The organism is Mycobacterium sp. NAZ190054 (assembly GCF_001545925.1).
GTDB lineage: Bacteria > Actinomycetota > Actinomycetes > Mycobacteriales > Mycobacteriaceae > Mycobacterium.
On the sequence record NZ_LMVQ01000235.1, the window covers coordinates 13,335 to 33,835 of the forward strand.

The 20,501-nt window shown below is 67.2% G+C and carries 20 protein-coding genes; 9 read left to right on the forward strand and 11 right to left on the reverse strand.

What is annotated here, in order from left to right; translation table 11 throughout:
• Window positions 1-27 precede the first annotated feature (27 nt).
• The 8 genes from ASJ79_RS32360 to ASJ79_RS17030 form a co-directional block, all read right to left on the reverse strand.
• Window positions 28-1,092 carry an ABC transporter substrate-binding protein gene (locus tag ASJ79_RS32360; RefSeq protein ID WP_197420254.1) on the reverse strand — a complete coding sequence of 355 codons (1,065 nt, stop codon included), beginning with the start codon at window positions 1,090-1,092 and terminating at the stop codon, window positions 28-30.
• Window positions 1,093-1,178: 86 nt separating this feature from the next.
• Window positions 1,179-1,937 carry an ABC transporter permease gene (locus ASJ79_RS17000; protein WP_067957403.1) on the reverse strand — a complete coding sequence of 253 codons (759 nt, stop codon included), beginning with the start codon at window positions 1,935-1,937 and terminating at the stop codon, window positions 1,179-1,181.
• Complete coding sequence (locus ASJ79_RS17005; RefSeq protein ID WP_067957406.1) at window positions 1,937-2,773, reverse strand: ABC transporter permease; 837 nt, start codon at window positions 2,771-2,773, stop codon at window positions 1,937-1,939. Before ASJ79_RS17005 ends, ASJ79_RS17000 begins: the two co-directional genes overlap by 1 nt.
• Window positions 2,770-3,600, reverse strand: a complete 831-nt coding sequence (locus tag ASJ79_RS17010; RefSeq protein WP_067957408.1) for an ABC transporter ATP-binding protein — start codon at window positions 3,598-3,600, stop codon at window positions 2,770-2,772. The genes ASJ79_RS17005 and ASJ79_RS17010 overlap by 4 nt, the downstream gene beginning before the upstream one ends.
• Entirely contained in the window at window positions 3,597-4,877 is a 1,281-nt protein-coding gene (locus tag ASJ79_RS17015; protein WP_067957413.1) for an FAD-dependent monooxygenase, read from the reverse strand. Before ASJ79_RS17015 ends, ASJ79_RS17010 begins: the two co-directional genes overlap by 4 nt.
• Window positions 4,874-5,926: a hypothetical protein gene (locus ASJ79_RS17020; protein ID WP_067957417.1), complete on the reverse strand. Its 1,053-nt coding sequence runs from the start codon at window positions 5,924-5,926 to the stop codon at window positions 4,874-4,876. Before ASJ79_RS17020 ends, ASJ79_RS17015 begins: the two co-directional genes overlap by 4 nt.
• A gap of 11 nt (window positions 5,927-5,937) precedes the next feature.
• The gene (locus ASJ79_RS17025; protein ID WP_067957419.1) at window positions 5,938-6,774 is read right to left on the reverse strand and encodes a carbon-nitrogen hydrolase family protein; all 837 of its coding nucleotides are present in this window, start codon (window positions 6,772-6,774) and stop codon (window positions 5,938-5,940) included.
• A 340-nt stretch (window positions 6,775-7,114) separates the two neighbouring features.
• On the reverse strand, window positions 7,115-8,137 hold the full coding sequence (locus tag ASJ79_RS17030) for a LacI family DNA-binding transcriptional regulator (RefSeq protein ID WP_067957458.1): 1,023 nt from the start codon (window positions 8,135-8,137) through the stop codon (window positions 7,115-7,117).
• Window positions 8,138-8,677: 540 nt separating this feature from the next.
• Here ASJ79_RS17030 and ASJ79_RS17035 point away from each other — a divergent pair.
• From ASJ79_RS17035 to ASJ79_RS17055, 5 genes are all read left to right on the forward strand, one after another.
• On the forward strand, window positions 8,678-10,642 hold the full coding sequence (locus tag ASJ79_RS17035; protein WP_067957422.1) for a 2-oxoacid:acceptor oxidoreductase subunit alpha: 1,965 nt from the start codon (window positions 8,678-8,680) through the stop codon (window positions 10,640-10,642).
• Window positions 10,639-11,748 carry a 2-oxoacid:ferredoxin oxidoreductase subunit beta gene (locus ASJ79_RS17040; RefSeq protein ID WP_067957425.1) on the forward strand — a complete coding sequence of 370 codons (1,110 nt, stop codon included), beginning with the start codon at window positions 10,639-10,641 and terminating at the stop codon, window positions 11,746-11,748. Before ASJ79_RS17035 ends, ASJ79_RS17040 begins: the two co-directional genes overlap by 4 nt.
• A 46-nt stretch (window positions 11,749-11,794) precedes the next feature.
• Complete coding sequence (mobA, locus tag ASJ79_RS17045) at window positions 11,795-12,397, forward strand: molybdenum cofactor guanylyltransferase (protein WP_082753884.1); 603 nt, start codon at window positions 11,795-11,797, stop codon at window positions 12,395-12,397.
• A gap of 991 nt (window positions 12,398-13,388) precedes the next feature.
• Window positions 13,389-13,712 (forward strand): transglycosylase family protein, encoded by a 324-nt coding sequence (locus tag ASJ79_RS17050; RefSeq protein WP_067957431.1) that lies wholly within the window; start codon window positions 13,389-13,391, stop codon window positions 13,710-13,712.
• Window positions 13,713-13,953: 241 nt separating this feature from the next.
• Window positions 13,954-14,460 carry a transglycosylase family protein gene (locus tag ASJ79_RS17055; protein ID WP_067957435.1) on the forward strand — a complete coding sequence of 169 codons (507 nt, stop codon included), beginning with the start codon at window positions 13,954-13,956 and terminating at the stop codon, window positions 14,458-14,460.
• 7 nt (window positions 14,461-14,467) lie between these two features.
• Here ASJ79_RS17055 and ASJ79_RS17060 read toward each other — a convergent pair whose 3' ends face one another.
• Window positions 14,468-15,634, reverse strand: a complete 1,167-nt coding sequence (locus tag ASJ79_RS17060) for an FAD-dependent oxidoreductase (protein ID WP_067957439.1) — start codon at window positions 15,632-15,634, stop codon at window positions 14,468-14,470.
• 119 nt (window positions 15,635-15,753) lie between these two features.
• Between ASJ79_RS17060 and ASJ79_RS17065 the strand changes: the two genes are divergently transcribed.
• Genes ASJ79_RS17065 through ASJ79_RS17075 form a run of 3 tightly spaced genes read left to right on the forward strand, consistent with a single transcriptional unit; the run spans window position 15,754 to window position 18,223 of the window.
• Entirely contained in the window at window positions 15,754-16,302 is a 549-nt protein-coding gene (locus ASJ79_RS17065; RefSeq protein ID WP_067957441.1) for a dimethylamine monooxygenase subunit DmmA family protein, read from the forward strand.
• Window positions 16,299-17,249 (forward strand): PDR/VanB family oxidoreductase, encoded by a 951-nt coding sequence (locus ASJ79_RS17070; protein ID WP_067957443.1) that lies wholly within the window; start codon window positions 16,299-16,301, stop codon window positions 17,247-17,249. The genes ASJ79_RS17065 and ASJ79_RS17070 overlap by 4 nt, the downstream gene beginning before the upstream one ends.
• Window positions 17,246-18,223 carry a DUF3445 domain-containing protein gene (locus tag ASJ79_RS17075; protein ID WP_067957447.1) on the forward strand — a complete coding sequence of 326 codons (978 nt, stop codon included), beginning with the start codon at window positions 17,246-17,248 and terminating at the stop codon, window positions 18,221-18,223. Before ASJ79_RS17070 ends, ASJ79_RS17075 begins: the two co-directional genes overlap by 4 nt.
• 79 nt (window positions 18,224-18,302) lie before the next feature.
• Here the strand turns inward: ASJ79_RS17075 and ASJ79_RS17080 are convergent, their stop codons facing one another.
• Both ASJ79_RS17080 and ASJ79_RS17085 read right to left on the reverse strand, forming a co-directional pair.
• Complete coding sequence (locus ASJ79_RS17080; RefSeq protein WP_067957450.1) at window positions 18,303-18,521, reverse strand: hypothetical protein; 219 nt, start codon at window positions 18,519-18,521, stop codon at window positions 18,303-18,305.
• Window positions 18,522-19,853: an ammonium transporter gene (locus ASJ79_RS17085; RefSeq protein ID WP_067957453.1), complete on the reverse strand. Its 1,332-nt coding sequence runs from the start codon at window positions 19,851-19,853 to the stop codon at window positions 18,522-18,524. It abuts the gene before it with no gap.
• A gap of 173 nt (window positions 19,854-20,026) precedes the next feature.
• Between ASJ79_RS17085 and ASJ79_RS17090 the strand changes: the two genes are divergently transcribed.
• Window positions 20,027-20,501 (forward strand): TolB family protein (locus ASJ79_RS17090; protein ID WP_369803698.1); only part of this gene is annotated, 475 nt, incomplete at its 3' end.

The following is a 20,501-nucleotide window of genomic DNA, read 5'->3' on the forward strand; positions in this document are numbered from 1 at the left end:
GCGGGGCAGCCGGCCACCATGACCACGTCATGGCTGGGTGTTCAACAGCTCCATCGCCTTCTCGGCGGGCCGGATGTCGACGATGTCCTCGTACTTGAGATCCAGAGCCGATTGATCCAGCTGGCCGGCGCGCACCGCGATCGCGAGATCGTTCTCCACCGTCGGCTTGGACAGGGTCTCGATGTCGACCGGCCACACACCGAATTCCTTTGCGCGCGACCAGTTCACCTCCAGTGTCTCGGCGCTGGGGTCCGGGTCCATCGCCTCGTTCGACCATTCGGTGTACACGGCGATGTCGTCGATCGCCTGCTGGTTGGCCTCGAGCACCGAGGCGCAGAACGCGGCGGCGCGGTCCTGGTTGTTGTCCAGCCATTCCGTGGTGGCTGCGTAGACGAACCCGACGGAGTCCATGTCTTCGGCCACGACGCTGAGCGTGTTCACGTCGTCGCGCTGTTGTTTGAGCTGGGCCAGCTCGAAGGGATCGAGGATGGCGACCTGCGCTTCGCCGGAGGCCAGCGCGGCGAGGCGAAGACCGCCGTCTTCCAGGATCTGGACGTTGGGGAGGTCGGCGACGACGATGTCGAGCCCCTTGGCGGCGAAGACGTGGTTGAAGACGTGGTCGACCAGCCCGCCCGGGCTGTCCACTGCCACCGACACATTCGGATCGGTCACCTGTTCGATGGTGGTGACGTCACCGGTGCCGACGACCTCGTCGGTGAGCACCCCCTGGATCGGGCAGAACAGCCTGAGGTCGTGGCCTTCCTGGATGGTCTTCACGAACGCGGTGAAGGAGCCGGTGACCACTTCGGCGCGGTCGGACAGCAGTAGCTGCACCGCGGTGGCGTGCGAGGATAGCTCGGTGATGTCGTCCTGACTCTGTTCGAGGCCGAACATCTCGCCGAACCGCCAGGGTCCCTGGGACTGCGGAACGTAGGCGTCGCCGGAGGTGCTCCACGCCACCTGGACCGAACGCAGCTTGCCGCTGTCGTCGGACTGGCCCTGCGGCTCGCTGCCCGAACAGCCGACGAGCGCGCCGGCCAGAGCCACCGCACCGGCGGCGACCGCCCACCGCCTCGGGTGAGGCAAGGGCATCGATGAAACGGTCATGGTCTTCCTAACATGGTGGTAGTGACGGAATTTCGAGGTTCGCGGCGGACTTCGTCGTTCGCCTGTACTGGTCATGCGGCTCTCCACGCCAGCAACCGAACCTCCCCGGCCTTGGCGAGTGACATCACTCCTGCGCCCAGCACGGTCAGTACCAGGACCGCGGCATAGAGGTTGTCCAGTTCGAAACCGCTGCCGGCCTTGATCATGTACAGGCCCATGCCTTCTGCCCGCAGGAACAGGTCGGCGATCAGCGCTCCCTGGATGCTTCGTCCGACCGACATCCGCATGCCGGTCAGGATGTAGGGACCCGACCAGGGGATCAGGATCCGGACCATCATCGCCCGCGGCGTCACTTCGAAGGCGCGGGCCATCTCCAGCACCTCATCGGGCACCTCACGCAGGCCGGCGGCGGTGTTGATGATGACGATGAAGATGCAGAACAGGACGGTGAACGCGATCTTGGCGCCGGTGCCCATACCGAAGTAGATGGAGATGACGGGCACCAGCATCACCAGCGGGGCGGCGAAGCCGATCTTGACCAGCGGGTCGAGCACGGCGTTCCAGGCGTCGTAATGGCCCATCATCGCGCCGACGAAAACGCCGAGGACAGAACCGATCACGACGCCGACGAAGGCGATCAGCAGGGTCTGTCCGGCCGCCCGGGGCAGCGCCCCGTTGACCGTCTCGTGCCAGGTGGCCGCCAAGATCTCCGACGGGGGGAGCAGCCAGAACAGGCCACCGTAGGTGCCGGCGATCTGCCAGACGATCAGGGCAGCGGCGACCGCACCGCACGAGATCGCCATCCGCCCGATCTTGGTGTCGAGGTTCATCACAGCCCTCCCGCCTTGGTCGTGCCGTGCATGAGGCGGGTTTCGACGAGGTGCAGCATCTTGTCGGCGAACAGGGCGATCGCGATCACCAGGATCGCGAGCGCGAAGTACAGATCCAGTTCACGCAGTGCGCCGAACTGGCGCAGCAGGTGTCCGGTGCCGATGGAGATCCACAGTTCGGCGATGACCATGCCTTTGATCGCCATACCGAGCCCCAACCGGACGCCGGCCACCACGAACGGCGCCGCGGCGGGCAGATAGATGCGTGTGTACATCCGCCATCTGTTGGTGCAGAAGGCATTCGCCATCTCCGACAGGGAGCCTTCGACGTAGCGCACGCCCGCGGCGGTGTTCATGATCGGGAAGAACACCGCGAAGAACACCACGACGGCGACGAGGTAACCCAGTTGGGCGCCGAAGATGATGATCAGCAGCGGCAGCAGGGATTCCTTGCTGGTGACGTACAACGCGTTCACGAACGGTGTCAGCGCGGCGTCGACGGTCTTCGACGCCCCCATCAACGCGCCGAGCGGGATCGCGATCGCCAGCGACAACGCGAAGCCGATGACCAGCTGCTGGATGCTGATGCCCAACGTGGCGATGTAGCCCTGTGCGAAGAGCTCGGGCATGGCCGCGAACACTTCCGGAATCGTCGGCAGGAAGAACGGCCCCTTGATCATGGCCGTCACCTGCCAGGCGATCAGGATCGCGCCGTACGCCACCACTCGAAGCCAGAAGTGGCGGCGCCGCTTCGACATCGGTTTGCGTTGGCGCGTGCCCGGCGGCCCGTCGACGCCGGGCGGCGGCGGCGCTTCGGCGACCTCGGTTGCGGTCATGCGCTGTCCTGTCCGATCGCCCCTGTCATGTGCAGGCACTTGAGTACTTCACCCTTGAGCTGGGCGAACTCGGGTAACGCGCGGATCTCCGGTTTGCGCGGCCGCGGCAGGTCGACGTCGAACACCTCGCTGATGCGTCCGGGGCGCGAACTCATCACGATGACGCGGTCGGCCAGATAGAGCGCCTCCTCGATGTCGTGGGTGACGAAGACGACGGTCTTGTTGTCGCGCTCCCAGAGGTTGAGCAGCTCTTCCTGCAGCTTCATCCGGGTCAGGTCGTCGACAGCGCCGAACGGCTCGTCCATCAACAGAATCTTCGGGTCGATCGCCAGGGCTCGGATCAGTCCCACCCGCTGCTGCATGCCTCCCGACAGCTGGGCGGGATAGTGCTGCTCGAAGCCTTCCAGGCCCACGATCTTCATCCAGTGCCGGGCGGTCTGGCCGCGCTTGTCCTTGGGCACGCCGAGGTTCTCCAGGCCGAACTCGACGTTGGCCAGCACCGAACGCCACGGCAGCAGGTTGTACCGCTGGAACACGAACCCGATATCCAGCGTGGGCTTTTCGACGACCTTGTCGTTGATCAGCACCCGACCGGCATCGGGCTTCTGCAGTCCGTCGATGATCCGCAGCAACGTCGACTTGCCGCAACCGCTCGGCCCGACGATGCAGCAGAAGGTTCCCGGCTCGATGGCCAGGCTGAAGTCCTCGAGCGCCTGGACACGCCCCGAGCGCTTCGTCTCGAACGCCAGGCTGACGTGCTGGATGTCGACCCGAGCCGCCTGGTTCACGGTGCCGCCGGACAATGAGGTGTCGAGTTGTGCTGTCATGGACGGCCTTTCACGAGGTGATCGGGGGTTGGTTCGAGGTCGCCGGCCAACGGGGTGCCGCGGTAGATCCAGTCGAAGGTCACATCGGATTCGGCGTGCTTGGCCTTGAACCGTGCGTCCCTGGCCCGCTGCTCGGGGCCGTCGGGAAGGTGGAACAGCGCGCGGTTGCCCAGCGCCCCCTTCTGGACCACACCTGCGTGCTCGGCGCGGCGGTCCTGATAGCGCAGCAGGGCTGCCGGTATGCCGTCGCGGTCGATGGCGCCGAGCTCCTCGGCGAGCACGGCGGCATCCTCGATCGCCTGCGAGGCGCCCTGCGAGAAGTAGGGCAGCATGGCATGGCAGGCGTCGCCGAGGAGGGCGACCGGGCCCTTCACCCAGTTGGTGTGCGGATCCTGGTAGTGCAGCGCCCAGCCGATCACCGTGTCCTCGGACTGGGCCAGCAGAGCGCCGACCGTCTCGTCCCAGCCCGCGTAGGCGTCGCGCAGCGCCTCGGCCGGCTCTTCGGTCCGGCCGGCGGCGTCGACCTCGGGCCTTGCCGGAACGATCGCGACCACGTTGACCGCGGTGAAGCCACGGATCGGGTAGACGACGATGTGATGGTCGTGTCCGAGCCAGAAGTTGGCGGCGGGCCGGTCGAGCAGCCAGGCCGTCCGAGGGTCGGCGGCGACGCGGTCGCCGCGGATCAGGGTTCGGTACGCCATGTCGCCGCTACGGAGGATCTCGGTGGGCGCGTCGACGGCACTGCGCAGCACCGATTTGATGCCGTCGGCACCGATCAGCACGTCTGCGTCGTACCGCCGCCCGTCAGCGGTGATCACGGCGGGCCGCGCGGGGTCCGAGTCGTCGACCTCGACGACCCGGGAGTCCGTATGTACCGCTGCGGGCCGGCCGGGCCGGTCCGGGTCGGTGGCCGCCCGGTGTAGCACGGTGTGCAGGTCGGCCCGGTGCAGATGCCAGTAGGGCGCGCCGAAATCGGCGATCGCCGAGTCGCCGAGCTCGGTACGGGCGAGCAGGCTGCCGTCTTCCCAGCGGCGCCGGACGGATTCCTGCGTGACGAGCACGTAGGGGTTGATCTGCTCGGCAAGCCCGAGTCGCAGGATGATCCGCGATGCGTTGGGCCCGATCTGCAGACCGGTTCCGACCTCGCCGAGTTCGGGCGCCTGCTCCAGCACCGTGACATCGAGGCCCTGATCGCGCAGCGTGCAGGCGGCGCTCAACCCACCGATTCCCGCGCCGACGACCAGCACTCGGATGGGCCTGCTCGCCGCGGCGCTCATTCGGCACCCCGGGCGATGTCGTCGTCGACCAGGTCGCCGTCGACGACCACAGCGCGACCGTCGAGTGCGATCGTGCAGCCCCGCATCGCGATGTCGAGGTGGGCGTAGGAGTCGCGGCCCAGGAAGGGGTGCGGGCCGGTCGACCAGAGGAAGTTGCCGGCGTAGGCGCGGGCGTCCATGCCCATGATCTCGTGTTTGGAATACATGGCGGTCGCGAACCAGTCGGCGGACTTCATCAGCCCCCATCCCATGTGGCTCAGGTAGCGGGCCCACTTGTCGTTCGAGTCGATGAAGTACTGCTCGAGCATGGCGGCGTCACCACCGCCGGAGACCTTCTCGATGTGGCCGGCGACCACGGTGAGATGGACGGGGGACCGCACGTATTCCTTGAACGGCAGCAGGATGTCGCCGGGGGAGAGCACGATGGTGCCTTCGCTGACCTGCGGCCAGCACAGCATCATCGTCGACGGCCAGTGATCCCAGCGGCCGGGATCATCGGCGAAACCGGTCTGGAAACCGGGATGGCAGTCGGTCATGTCCACGGTCAGGTCGGTGCCGGCCGCCGAGGTCACCACCATCGTGGCGGCCGCCCGGGCCGCGTCGGCCGCCGCGAGTGCCCTGGTCTTGTCGGACGCGGCCGGCAGGTTACGGATGAGGACTTCGGGGGCGTCGCAGATGAAGATGATGCGAGTGCCGCAGTCGAGGATCGATTGTTGGGCGGGCGCGTGGATGAAGCCCTCGCGGGTGAGGTCCACGACCAGGTCGGCGTTCTTCAACAGATCCTGGGCGACCGTGTCCTCCAGTACCGACACCAGACCCGGTCCCGCGCCGGTGTGCGTGGACGGGGTCGGGGCCGCGGAACCACCCGGGACAACCGCGGAGATCACATGCGCGCCCAGGGATTTGGCGGCCGCGAAGGACGCGGCGACGTAGTCGGCGCGGCTGCTCGGTTCGGAGAGGATCACGACGTGCTCGCCTGCCCTCACCCTGCAGAGCTCGAGTTCCCTGCGGAATGGCTCGATCAGGTCGACACCTTCGAAGTCGATCATGCGGGTGTTCCTCAACTCCTCGTCGTCTCGTGTGCTTCGGCGTGGCCGGCGGGGCGGCCGGGAAGGGCCGCCGTTCCGTGGTGTGTGCTGCGCAGCGCCAGTGAGCGCAGATAGGGGATCTCGGTGCGGGCCTGCTCGATGTCCGCAAGGTCCACCTCGCACAGCACGGTGCCCTCTTCGTGACCCATCCCCGCGAGCACTTCGCCCCGGGGCCCGACGATGCGGCTGTGGCCGGCGAACTCGTTTCCGCGGCCGTTGTCGCCGGTCAATCCCGCCGCGACCAGGATGCAACCGTTTTCCAGGGCGCGCGACCGGGTCATCAGCTCCCACGCGTGCAGCCTGGGCCGTCCGAACGCGGCCGGCACGGCGATGATCTGTGCGCCGCGTACGGCGAGATCACGGACCATCTCGGGAAAACCGGCTTCGTAGCAGACCGCCACACCGACCACGCCCGCGGGCGTCTCGGCGACGGCACCCTTCCGGTCACCCGGAGCCAGCGAACCGACCTCCTGGCCCCACAAATAGGATTTGTCTGCTGCCGCGAGCGGCCCGTCGGGCCCGATGACCAGCGCGCGATCGCGGTATAAGCCCATATCGTCGCGGATGTGCAGTGCGGTTACGAGCGTGGCGCCCGAGGCCTGTGCGAGCCGGGCCAGAGCTCGCACCGTCACCCCCGTGTCGGTCTCCGCAAACTCATGATCGAAGGCGTAGCCGTAGCTGAAGAACTCGGGCAGCACCACCAGCCGGGCTCCCTGCGCAGCGAGTTCCCGTACGGCTCGCTCGGCCCGGTCCAGGTTGAGGTCCCGGCGGCCGGCCACGGCATGAATCTGAACCGCCCCGAGTTTCACCGGATGCGGCCTCACGTGATGCAAGATTGTCGGATTCCTTTGATCGTGTGCAATCGTTTGCAGAACTCTTGCCGAGTGAGATTGCCACCCCGCGGCAGGCCCGTCAACAGCTGGACGAGGATGTAGCACATAGGTAACCGGGGGCCACGTATTCGTTACATGAGGTCAACTGCGTTCTGGCACAAGGGTATTAGGACAGATGTGAAAACGCCGATGCCGAGGCGTCACGCGCGCCGGGATGGTGCGCACCGGAGAACGGCGGAGCGGTGGGATCAGCTCCTGGTCAATGGGTGAGCCTCGGGACGCGAGTTACCCGGAAATTCACGCAATCGATTTCAGATCAGCGGCTCTCGGCCGACGCGACCGTGCTCGTCGATCCGCGGACGACCAGCACAGGTTGCAACATCGTCGACGACACCGGTCGGCCTTCCACCAAGGACAGCAGCGTCTGTGTCGCGACCGTCCCCATCTCCCGGAACGGGCTGCGAACCGTGGTCAGCGGTACGGCCAGAGACGCGCAGAGGTCGATGTCGTTGTATCCGACGACCGCTACGTCCTCACGCACCCGCATGCCGAAGTCGCGCAGCGCGCCGATGACACCGATGGCGCTGGCGTCGTTGGCGGCGAAGATCGCCGTCGGACGGTGCTCGCCGGTGAGCAGAGCGCGCGCGCCTGCGGCTCCGTCGGCGGCGTCGAATCCCTGGTGAAGGCACATTTCGGGCGGGACGAGGATGCCTCGGCTCTCCAGCGCATCGACACATCCGGAAAGACGGTCGACTGCGGTGCTCGCCCAGCGCGGACCGGTGATGATCCCCACCCGCTCATGTCCGAGGTCGGCGAGATGCTCGCCGACGAGCCAACCGCCGCGGTAGTCGTCGCAGGTGACCGAAAGCTGGCCGGGCTTACGCCGGTTCACCAAGACGAACTTGACGCCTCGCCGGTCGAGGCCGGCCATGTTGTCGTTGTCGAGCCGGGCGTCGCCGATGATGAGGCCGTCGACGCTGCGGCCCAGGAGCAGCTCGATCCGGCGCAGCTGTTCGGCGGGGTCGTCGTGGGAGTTGGCGACGAAGGTGTCGAATCCGGCGAAATTGGCCGCATGCTCGATCGCGTCGTAGGTGGCGGACAGGACGACGTCGGTCAGGCGGGGGACGATCACCCCGAATGCGGTGGAGCGCTGCGTTTTCAGACTCGCCGCATTCGCATTCGGAACGTACCCGAGGCTTTTGGCGATCTCCCGGATCCGGACGCTGGTGGCGTCGTCGGCGCTGTTGCCGCCGGTGCGTTTCAGCGCGCGGGACACCGTCGACGGATGCACCCCGGCGGCCTCGGCGACCACCTTCAGCGTCACCCGTTCGGCCTGCATGCACATCCTCCCGCTGCCGTCACTGCCGCCGCCAACGTAACACCACGTGTGCAAACGTGTGCACGGGCAATTGGTGCGTTACGTCACATTAACCCGCGCGGACGTCGCAACCGGTGTGTTCGACTCGCGACGCGTGCGCCCGCCACGATTTGCCGTCGACGAGGCGCGCGGGGCGCCGGTCGGCACGATCCGATGGGCGGGGGCGTCGACCTGCAGTGCTAGCTGCCAGCTACTGATTGGTAGCTATTTCTAAGAAAAGAACCGGGGCGCGGCGTGTCTCGCGAACGTGACGAACACCACAATTCTGTCTCACCGTGACCGTAGCCGGGGCGCTGATCAGTGCATTCGGCCGAACCGCCGCGCGACGCGACCTCGGCGCCCGGTATAGCACCCCCTAAGAGAAGTGCAATAATCGGTACTCATAGTGACACCAACTTTGGTGACCTCCCATCGACGGCGCGTCGCGTCGACTGCGACTCGGTGGGAATTCGCCAGATGCGGGCGCGACAGTACCCGGGCAGAACTACGGAGGGCAGGCGAGTGGGAGAGAACGGCAACGTGGCCGGCCACGTGACAGGGGCGCCTCGACAGAAACTCGAGAAGGTCGTCATCCGGTTCGCCGGCGACTCCGGTGACGGTATGCAGCTCACCGGCGACCGGTTCACCTCCGAAGCGGCGCTGTTCGGCAACGACCTGGCCACCCAGCCCAACTACCCGGCCGAGATCCGCGCCCCCCAGGGCACCCTGCCGGGCGTGTCGTCGTTCCAGATCCAGATTGCCGACTACGACATTCTCACCGCGGGTGACCGCCCCGATGTGTTGGTGGCGATGAACCCCGCCGCGCTCAAGGCCAATGTCTCCGATCTACCCCGCGGCGGCCTGATCATCGCGAACTCCGACGAGTTCACCAAGCGCAACCTCGCCAAGGTCGGCTATGACGCCAACCCGCTGGAGAACGACGAGCTGTCGGATTACGTCGTGCAGGCGGTCCCGATGACCACGCTGACCCTCGGGGCCGTGGAATCCATCGGCGCGAGCAAGAAGGACGGCCAGCGCGCCAAGAACATGTTCGCCCTCGGGCTGCTGTCCTGGATGTACGGCCGCGAACTCGAGCACAGCGAGGCGTTCATCCGGGAGAAGTTCGCCCGCAAACCCGATGTCGCCGAGGCCAATGTGCTGGCGCTCAAGGCCGGCTGGAACTACGGCGAGACCACCGAGGCCTTCGGCACCACCTACGAGGTGTCACCGGCGAAGCTGAAGACGGGCGAGTACCGGCAGATCTCGGGCAACACCGCGCTGGCGTACGGTCTGATCGCCGCCGGCCACCTGGCCGACCTGCAGATCGTGCTCGGCACGTACCCGATCACCCCGGCGTCGGACATCCTTCACGAGCTGTCCAAGCACAAGAACTTCAACGTGCTCACCTTCCAGGCCGAGGACGAGATCGCCGGCATCGGCGCCGCCATCGGCGCGTCGTACGGTGGCGCCCTCGGCATCACCAGCACCTCCGGACCCGGCATCTCGCTGAAGTCCGAGGCGATCGGCCTGGCCGTGATGACCGAGCTGCCGCTGATCGTGATCGACGTGCAGCGCGGCGGCCCGTCGACCGGCCTGCCCACCAAGACCGAGCAGGCCGACCTGTTGCAGGCGATGTTCGGCCGCAACGGCGAGTCACCGGTCGCGCTGCTGGCCCCGCGCTCGCCGTCGGACTGCTTCGACATCGCGGTGGAGGCGGCCCGGATCGCGATCAACTACCACACCCCGGTGATGATCCTGTCCGACGGCGCGATCGCGAACGGCTCGGAGCCGTGGCGGATCCCCGACGTGTCCTCCTACGAGCGCATCGAGCACACCTTCGCCAAAGAGGGTGAGCCGTTCCAGCCCTACGCCCGCGATCCCGAGACGCTGGCCCGCCAGTTCGCGGTGCCCGGCACCCCGGGTCTCGCGCACCGGATCGGCGGTCTCGAGTCGGCCAACGGCTCGGGCAACATCTCGTACGAGCCCAAGAACCACGACCTGATGGTCCGGCTGCGTAACGAGAAGATTGCCGGGATCGCCGTGCCCGACCTCGAGGTCGACGATCCCACCGGTGATGCCGAGCTGCTGATGCTCGGATGGGGCAGCAGCTACGGCCCGATCGGTGAGGCCTGCCGGCGTGCGCGTCGCAACGGGATCAAGGTCGCGCACGCGCAGCTGCGGCACCTCAACCCGTTCCCGGCCAACCTGGGCGAGGTACTGAACAGGTACGCCAAGGTGGTCGTGCCGGAGATGAACCTCGGTCAGCTCGCGCTGCTGCTGCGTGGAAAGTACCTCGTCGACGTACAGTCGGTGACCAAAGTGGAAGGGATGGCGTTCCTCGCCGACGAGGTGGAGGGCATCATCGACGCCGCGCTCGAGGGGACGCTCGGCGACAAGGAAATCGAGAAAGCCAAGTTCGCGCGGCTGGCCGCGGCCACCATCGAGGCCCCGGCGACCGACGCGACTGGTGTGGGAGCGAACGCATGACAACAGCGAGAAGCGAAGCGGATCGCGCATCGGCACAGGTGATCGGCAGCGACCTCGGCTTGACGCCTCTGACGAAGACCAGCCTGGTCCCGACGACCGACCAACCGCAGAAGGCGAAGGATTTCACCAGCGACCAGGAGGTCCGGTGGTGCCCCGGCTGCGGTGACTACGTCATCCTCAACACGATCCGCAACTTCCTGCCCGAGCTGGGTCTGCGTCGCGAGAACATCGCGTTCGTCAGCGGCATCGGCTGCTCCAGCCGGTTCCCGTACTACCTGGAGACCTACGGGTTCCACTCGATCCACGGTCGCGCGCCGACCATCGCGACCGGACTTGCGCTGGCGCGCCAGGACCTGTCGGTCTGGGTCGTCACCGGTGACGGTGACGCGCTGTCGATCGGCGGCAACCACCTGATCCACGCGCTGCGCCGCAACGTCAACATCACGATCCTGCTGTTCAACAACCGGATCTACGGCCTGACCAAGGGCCAGTACTCACCGACGTCGGAGACCGGCAAGGTCACCAAGTCGACGCCGATGGGCTCGCTGGACTACCCGTTCAACCCGGTCTCGCTCGCGCTGGGCGCCGAGGCGACGTTCGTGGGCCGCGCGCTGGACTCCGACCGCAAGGGCCTGTCCGAGGTTCTTCGCGGCGCCGCGCAGCACCGCGGTGCGGCGCTGGTGGAGATCATGCAGGATTGCCCGATCTTCAACGACGGCTCGTTCGACGCGCTGCGTAAGGAAGGCGCCGAGGAGCGGCTGATCAACGTCACCCATGGCCAGCCGATCACGTTCGGCGCCGACGGCGAGTACTGCGTCGTCAAGTCCGGCTACGGACTGGAGGTCGCCAAGACCGCCGACGTGTCCGCTGACGAGATCGTCGTCCACGACGCCACGGTCGAGGACCCGGCGTACGCGTTCGCGCTGTCGCGGCTGTCCGAGCAGAACCTCGACCACATGGTGATGGGGATCTTCCGGCAGGTCAGCAAGCCGACCTATGACGACGCCGCCCGCCAGCAGCTGGCCACCGCGCGCGAGTCCCGGCCACACGACACCGCCGCACTGCAGTCGCTGCTGCGTGGTAAGGACACCTGGACCGTCGACTGATTCGACTGCCTGACCCGGCGTAGGTAGCTGCGCTAACGTCACCGGTGTGACGTCCTCGCTGCCGTTGGCCGCTGTCGTACTCGCCGGTGGGGCATCCCGCCGGATGGGCCGTGACAAGGCGACCCTGCCCATCGACGGTCCTTCGGGTCCCGTCACGCTCGTCGAACGCGTGGTCTCGGTGGTACGCACCCGCTGCGCACCCGTCTTCGTGATCGCAGCGCCGGGTCAGGCGCTGCCCGAGCTGGACGCGGTCGTCCTGCGTGACGAGATCCGCGGACTCGGTCCGCTCCCGGCCACCGGGCGCGGTCTGCGCGCGGCGGCGGAGGCCGGGCGCGGACACGCGTTCGTCAGCGCTGTCGACATGCCCGCGCTGACCCCAGAGGTGATCGACCTCCTCGCCGGCCCCGCCCATCGGTTGCACGCCGACGTGGTGCTGCCGTGGGACGGGCGCGACCACTATCTCGCGGGCGTCTACCGCACCGCACTTCACAGCCTCGTGTCGGAACTGCTGGAGACAGGGCAGCGCAGCATGCGTGCTCTGGTGGACGCCGTCGACACACAACGGATCGTGCTGCCCGAGCAGCGCGCGCTCACGAACGTCAACACGGCGGACGAGCTGGCCGGCTTCCTCCCGCCCCGATTGCGCTAGCAAACACTGCGCCAATATTTGCATTTTGAAATTGTCCATTTCGATGCAAAACGCAACGAATTGATTCGTTTTACTGTCGTAATAATTGACAGGTGTCATGAAAGTGCGAGTCGGCGTCGGTTCGTCCGATTTGCCGACCAATTATGCTGTAGCGCAATATATTCCGTGATTTCCGGTGGTGAAAAGCGGTCAATTCGACCAACTTTGGCGGCCTCATAACGCAGAACGCCGGTTCGCCGCAATTGGAGACCCCACCCGTATTCATTGCCGGAAGTCGCAATCCGGCTTGGTGCGTCGGGGTGGCCGGGGTCGGGGCGCAGCCACTTCGGGCTGGAACATCGGTCACCGCAATGCATCTGGGACCACCGCGCCGGATGAGTGAACCATGGGTCGGAACTGTTCGGGGTTGAGATCAACTGTGGGACAGTGCTTCTCATCGTCTCCATCGGGCGCCTCTCAGCGAACCGTGTGCCGGCTCTCGGCCCGTACGGCCAGGCTGGATCAGGGGTTTCGGGGCGGTATCGGCCCGTCTCCGGCGTGTAGATGACCGTCGCACAGTGGTCCGGCTCACAAAATCGCGGTGATTTGGCTCACTATCGGGAGTGTTCAGGTTTATTCCAGCGGCGGCGTCAATCCGGCGACTGACCTGCGCGGACGGCGGCGGGGCGGATCCGTGATCATTCCGTGATCTGTTCGCGACGCGCTTTCGGGCGACATGACTTTGGGTGATCCGGTTTGTACGGTCCCAAACAGCTTCTTACGGAGCAAATAACTCAAAACCACGAACCAGCGTGTGAGTGGGGCCGGGGCGGCTGATTCGGCCGCCGGGCCGCCGGGTTCCTCGATCCGGCGAGGTCTGAGCTGACCTCCCCTGTTGTGCCTGACCGAGACGGCACGACCCAATCGACTGCCTGTCCTCCAGGCACCACGCCCGTGCGACACGACGTGTCCGCGGGTGTCATCGGCGCGCGCTCGCGAAAGGACTGAAGTTTTGAAGAACATCCGCAAGACGTTCGGGCTGGCCACGATCGCTGGGGCGCTCACCATCGCGCCCATGGCTCTGGCGACGGGCACCGCGAATGCGGACGGCGTCAACTGGGACGCCGTGGCCGCCTGCGAATCGGGCGGTAACTGGTCGATCAACACCGGCAACGGGTACTACGGCGGCCTGCAGTTCACCATGAGCACCTGGCAGTCCAACGGCGGCTCGGGTGCACCGCACCACGCCAGCCGCGAGGAGCAGATCCGCGTGGCCAACAACGTCCTGCAGACGCAGGGCATCGGCGCGTGGCCGACCTGCGGCGCGCACGGCTGACCGCCGGCACACGCCACCGCAGAGGCGGTGCCGACCCGAGTCGGCACCGCCTCTGTCACGTCTGTACCTCTACATCCATCCCTCTCAGAGGCCTCTTACGTCAGATAAGCAACTGTTAAAACTTTCGTCGCTTCGGTAACAGGTGATCCACGCCACTCGACAGTGCAGGTAGCCGCATCGTGAAGGTTTCGTCACTTCACCGCGGGCCTTGAGTCACAACGGTCGGGGAAGGACCGCAGAGATGAACGTTCGTACCGCTGTCAACAAGGGCCTGATGGCCGCCGCGATCTCCGGAGCCCTGGCCGTCGTGCCGATGGCCCTGGACGGCGCCACCGCCACCGCGCACGCCGATTCCGTCAACTGGGACGCGATCGCGCAGTGTGAATCGGGCGGCAACTGGGCGATCAACACCGGCAACGGGCATTTCGGCGGGTTGCAGTTCAAGCAGACCACCTGGTCGGCCAACGGGGGCGTCGGTAACCCGGCCCGGGCACCGCGCCATGAGCAGATCCGCGTCGCCGAGAACGTGCTGCGCACCCAGGGTTTGAAGGCCTGGCCGAAGTGCGGTGCCAAGGGCCTCGCCGCCCAGGTGTGGGGCAACCCCGCTCCGGCGGCTCCGGCCGCGGTACCGGCCGGAGCCGCGGGCCGGGCCGACGGTTGCGCCACGATGCCGACGTCGGTCTTCGGCGGTGTCCTCGATCTCCGCAAGATGTGCACGGCGATCTTCGCGCCGCGCTCGGCGCGCTGACCGGTCCTCAGCGGGTGGCGTCCGTCGCCGTGGGCAGGACGAACGCGGCGCCGGCCGCGATCCAGGCCAGGTGGCGCGTGACCACCCACTCCGGGATCACGGCGGTCGCCCTGCTGGCCAGGCCGCCGAGCACGGCGGGCCGCAGGTTGACGATTCGGCCGATGGCCGCGGACTCGCGCACCAACGGGCGCACCCGGCGTCTGCGGAACGCCGCGAACCTGTCGAACGCGGTCGGCAGATCGGGACACAACTCGACGAACCGCGCCAGGATCGCCGCGTCTTCGAGCCCCTGACAACCTCCTTGGCCGAGATGGGGGCGCATCGGATGCGCCGCGTCCCCTACGAGCACCGCGGGTCCGCGCGACCAGTGCTTTGGCTGGGCGCGGTCGAACAGATCGTTACGCAGCACCTCGGCGGGGTCGGTCGCGGCCAGCAGCGCGGGGATCGGATCAGCCCACCCGGCGAGTTTCGCCGTCAGGTACGCATGCTCGCCCCCGGGGGAGCGGCCGGCCTCCGGCGTGCGTTCGGTCGCGAACCAGTAGGTGTGGTCCGGGCCGAGCGGGACGTGGCCGACTTCGGTGCCCGCCGACATGGTCTCTCCGGCCAGCGCCGGATCCAGCGGGTACGCCGCGACACCCCGCCACGCGGTATAGCCGACGTAGCGGCTGGGCAGCGGTCCGTTGAGCGTGCGCGCCACCACCGAGTTCACGCCGTCCGCGCCGACCACCGCGTCGGCGTCGCAGGTGCGGCCGTCCGACAAGGTGAGGTGAACGGAAGAGCCGGCGATCGCCACCGCGGCCACCCCCGACCCGGTCTGCACGGTTCCCGGCGGGAGTGCGTCGAGGAGGATGTGGGTCAGCACCGACCGGCGCACGACCACCAAGGGTTCACCGAGCGCGTTGACGATCCGTTGCGCGTCGGGGCGGCGCAGCCACGAGCCGTCCCGCCAGCGGATCGCGCCTGCGGTCACGCGTCCGCCGGCGCCCCTGACGTCGTCGCCCAGGCCGATCCGGTCCAGGGCCGCCAACGCGTTGGGCCAGATGCTGATGCCCGCACCCGAACTGACGTCGGTGCGTTGTTCGATCACCGTCACGTCGTGTCCGCAGCGCCGCAGGGCCACAGCAGTCGCGAGGCCGGCGATGCCGGCCCCGATCACGATGGTGTGCGCCGGCATGCACCGACCCTATCGAGGCGGCCCGTCAAGTGGACGAGACAGCACCGTCACATTCACGAAACGCACCGCTGGTTTCCTGAACGGCAACACTGTCAACCGTAGGTTTACCGGAGGCGTCATTGAGACCTGCCCTCGAGCTGACCAGCGTGCCCGACTGGGCGACCGCCGTGACCCACCCGACCGCCGACCTTACCGGCAGGCACTGGACGATCATCGCGTTCGGCGACGCCGGAGTGCAGGTGGCCCGGCGGTGGGGTGTCGAAATCGCCGACAGCGGCGCCGAATACAACGTCCGCGTGCACGAGATACCGGACGGCGACGGCGCCGCCGGCCTGGCCTGCGAAGCGTTGCGCGGAGATCTCGCCGAGGCCCGGGTCGGGTGGCGCCTGATGATGGCCGGCCCGGCCAGTTCCTGTCTGAAGGTCCGGGCCGAGGCCGTCGCGGCCGGAGTCGCGGACGACGAGATGACCGTGGCGTCCACCGAGGTCGACCGGCGCGCGGTGGAGTGCGTGCACTGCCGCACGGTCACCGTCGCGGCCGTGGAGCTGGAGGACACGGTGGTCTGCACCGGCTGCGACCGCAATCTTTTTGTGCACTATCACGTTTCACGACGCCTGGGGACCCATCTCGGCTACATGGTCGACGCCGAACAGCAGGTCGCGTCGTGAGCACCATGAAACTCACCGTCGCGGCGATCGACGATGCCCTCGACGGTATCCGGACGCTGACGCTGACCCACCCGGACGGCGCGGCGCTGCCGTCGTTCACGCCCGGCAGCCACGTCGTGATCGAGTGCGGGGGACCGGGTGCACCCGCCAACGCGTACTCGTTGACCGGTGACGGCATCACCCCTGTGGCATACGAGATCTCGGTGCTGCGCGCCGGCACCGAGGGTGCGCCGAGCGGGTCCCGCTGGATCCACGACGAGCTCTCCGTCGGTGACACGGTGCTCGCCCGCCCGCCGCGCAGCGCGTTCGCGCCGGTCCTGCGTGCCCGGCGGCACCTGCTGGTGGCAGCCGGGATCGGTATCACCCCGATGGTGTCCCATCTGCGCAGCGCCCGGCTGTGGCAACGGGATGCGCGGCTGCTGTACATCCACCGGCCCGGACGGGGCGCCTACGTCGACACCGTCCGCCGGCTCACCGAGCACGCGGCGATCCACACCGACCGCGCGGTGTTCGCCGACGAGTTGACGGCCGGCCTGGCCGATCAGCCGCTGGGAACTCACCTCTATGTCTGCGGGCCCGCCTCGTTCATCGAGTTCGTCACCACCACCGCGGCTGATCTCGGTTGGCCGCCCAGCCGCGTCCACGTCGAGCATTTCGGAGCCGACGCGCTCGACCCAGGAGAACCGTTCACGGTGCGGCTGTCCTCCAGCGGGGAGGAGTTCACCGTCGACGCCGGGGTCTCGTTGCTCGAAGCGCTCGAAAGCCGCGGCGTCGGCGTGCCGAACCTGTGCCGCCGGGGAGTGTGCGGGGAGTGCCGGATCCCGGTGTCGCGCGGCGCCGTAGCCCACCGTGACCTGTACCTGTCCGAACAGGAGAAGAAGTCGGGGGATTCCATGATGGCCTGTGTGTCCCGGGCCCACGACGAGAGTCTGGAGTTGGCATTGTGATCTCGGCGCCCGACCTTATCGAGACGTTCCCGTTCCCGTTCGCGGCGGACGAGTACCGTTACACCACCAACGTGGAGCCTGCCGGTGCGGCGGTGCCGACCCCGGCCGGACGCTGGGGCGAGCGGGTCGTCGACATCGACAGCGAATACGAAACCGAACTCGCCGAGCGCGCAGCCATTCTCGCCGCAGATCCGACTAGGTACCTGGTGTTGCCGCACATGCGGCCCGCCTGCTGGGACGCGATGCTGACGCTGATGCGCGAGATGGCCGGGGCGTATCCGGACATCATGTCGCTCGACCGGCACGGGGCGGGCTGGCGGTGGCGCAACGATCGTCTCGGTGTCCTCCAGGACTTCGTGATAGGTGACGACGCGACGCTGCCCACCGAGCCGCTGGCCTACATCGCCGGTCAGGTGCAGGAGGACATCGTGCTGCTCGACCAGCGTGACGGGGACCTGTTCGGCGACGCAGGCGTGGTCACCTTCGCCGCCGACTGGTCGTTCGGCTTCGACGTGGGCATGACGTTTCTGGAGATCCACGGACCCGTGCCGCGACTGCGGGAGACCGGGGTGATCACCCGCGCCCGCGAGTTCCTGATGCGGCTGCAGCCGGGGGAGACCTACCGGCGCACCAACTGGACGCTGACCGTCGGTCGCCGCCTGGACGTCTCGACCGAGCGGTACCACGAATGGGGCCCGGACCGAACGATGATCCAGACCGTCCCGGACGAGCAGTTCGGCCGTCTGGTGCATCTGCGCGTCGAGGTTCAGCACCTGATCCGGTTGCCGGAGTCGGGCTCGATCTGCTTCCTGATCCGCACCTATATGCTGCCGCTGGCCGACCTGGCCGGCTATGAACCGTGGCGGCGGCGCGCCGCGGCGGTGCTGGCGGATCTGCCCGACGACATGGCCGACTACAAGGGCATCATCGCCTACCGCGACCGCGCGGTGGAATGGCTGCGCAACGCCGGCTGAGCAGACGCAAAACTGCCCGGATCCGCGAGGATCCGGGCAGTTTCATGTCTGCTCGCGGGCAAGCAAGCGAGCAAGCACGTCAGTACACGGGTGGTTCCCCCTCGGCCGCAGGTCCCTTCTCGACCGGGGTGTGCTCGATGATCGCCTTGTAGGCGTGGTTCTCGTGCTGGATCATCCGGACGAAGAAACCGACGAACAGGACGACGGCCAGGATGAAGAACAGCCACACGCCGAAGCTGTTGCCGCCGAACGTGAACACCACTCCGGGTTCGTCGTAGCTGGTGATGGGACTGAACATCTACTTGACCTCCTCGGCGATGACCATGACCGACCCGTTGACCTTCATGGCCGTGACGGGGATGCCCTCTGGATACGGGGTTGCCGGGACCTCGGAGAGATCCAGACCCTGCTCCTCGACCTCCTTCGGAATCCGTAGCAGCCCAACCTTCTTGAGCAGCAGCGACAACAGATAGGTGGGGATGAAGCCCAGGGCGGCGAACACCAGCGCACCGATCAGCTGGCCCCAGAACGAGATCGGCGGATTGCCGTCGGTGTTCGGGTATCCGCTCAGGAAGATGCCCGCCATGAGCAGCGAGTACAAGCCCATGCCGCCGTGCACGGCGACCGCACCCACCACATCGTCGATCTTCAGCTTGTCGAGCAGCTTGCCGATGTACGGGATCAGGCCGCCGCCGACGAGCGCGATGACGAAAGTCAAAGCGGGGTGGTACAGGTCGAGTCCCGCTGCCACCGCGATGACGCCGGCCAGGCCGCCGGAGATGGTCCAGAACGGTTCGCCCCGCGACATCAGGTAGGCGCCGATGATGCCGCCGACCAGACCCATCAGCGTGTTGAACGCGAACGCCGACAACGTGGTCGGGCTGGCGTAGATGGTCGCGTAGCCGGTGGCGCCGTAGATCACGCAGCCCATCAGGAATCCGAAGAAGCCGGTGAAGATCAGGAACAGGCCCAGCATGGTCAGCGGCAGGTTGTGCGGGCGGATCGTCACGGGTGTGCCGTCGGGCAGGAATCGGCCGATCCGCGGCCCGAGGTTGATCAGGATGCCCAGCGCGGCGAACCCGGCGATCATGTGCACGCAGCCGGCGGCGCCCACGTCGTGGAAACCGAGCTCGGTCAGCATCCAGCCGGCGCCGTGCCAGCCCCACGACGCGCCGATGATCCACAGCACCGATCCGACGAACACGGTCAGCACCAGGAAGCCGCTGGTGCGGATCCGTTCCAGGACCGCGCCCGACATGATCGATCCGGTGGTGGCGGCGAACAGCGCGAACGCGCCCCAGAAGATGCCGCTGGCCTGATCGGCGGTGTTCGGGCCCATGTTCTCGCTCCACGGCAACGCCGCCTTGGCCGCGTCGTTGAACTCGATGAAGCCGCTGGGCATCGCGTTGTAGAGGAACCAGCCGACGAAGAAGAACGACGCGACGATGGTGGCGAAGGCCAGCAGGTTCTTCATCGCGGTGGCCAGTACGTTCTTCGACCGGGACGCACCGATCTCGTACGCCAGGAAGCCGGCGTGGATGAGCATCATCAACGCGATCGACATCCAGTAGAAGAACTCGTTGTTGACTGCCGCCATGGACGCGATCGCGTCCTCGACTTCAGGTGTCACTGGGACCTCCGCAGGGTCTGTGGGGTGGCTTCCCGAGAACACGGTTTATTCACAGTGTTCCGGACGTACTGACGGTGTACGAGGCTTGACGCTAACGCCGCGAATGTGTCCCACCGGTCAAGGTGTGTTAATTCCACGTGAAGTCATGTCCGGCAGTGTGTTACGAAATCCGTATGGCTTCTGCTCCGGATTGCTCCGGCCCTACCCCTTTTCACGACCTCGACGCGTTCCTGGCGTTACCGCGGGTGGCGGGGCTGGCGGTCTCGCCCGACGGTTCCCGGGTCGTGACGACGATCGCGCGCCTCGACCACAAACGCACCGACTTCGTCAGCGCGTTGTGGGAACTCGACCCCGCCGGCGAACGGCCCGCGCGGCGCCTGACCCATGGCGCCAAGGGGGAGTCCGCGCCGGAGTTCACCGCCGACGGTGACCTGCTCTTCCTCGCATCCCGGCCGACCGGCGACGACGAGGCCCCCGGCAAAGCGCTGTGGCGGCTGCCGGCGGCCGGTGGCGAGGCGCACGACGTGCTGACCCTGGTTCGCGATGCCGACTTGCAGTTGGCGGTGCACGGCAATGGTGCCCGGGCTCAAGACGAAGTTCTCGCCGCCATCGAACATGCGGGGAACCCATTCGGGCACCGGCGAGTTC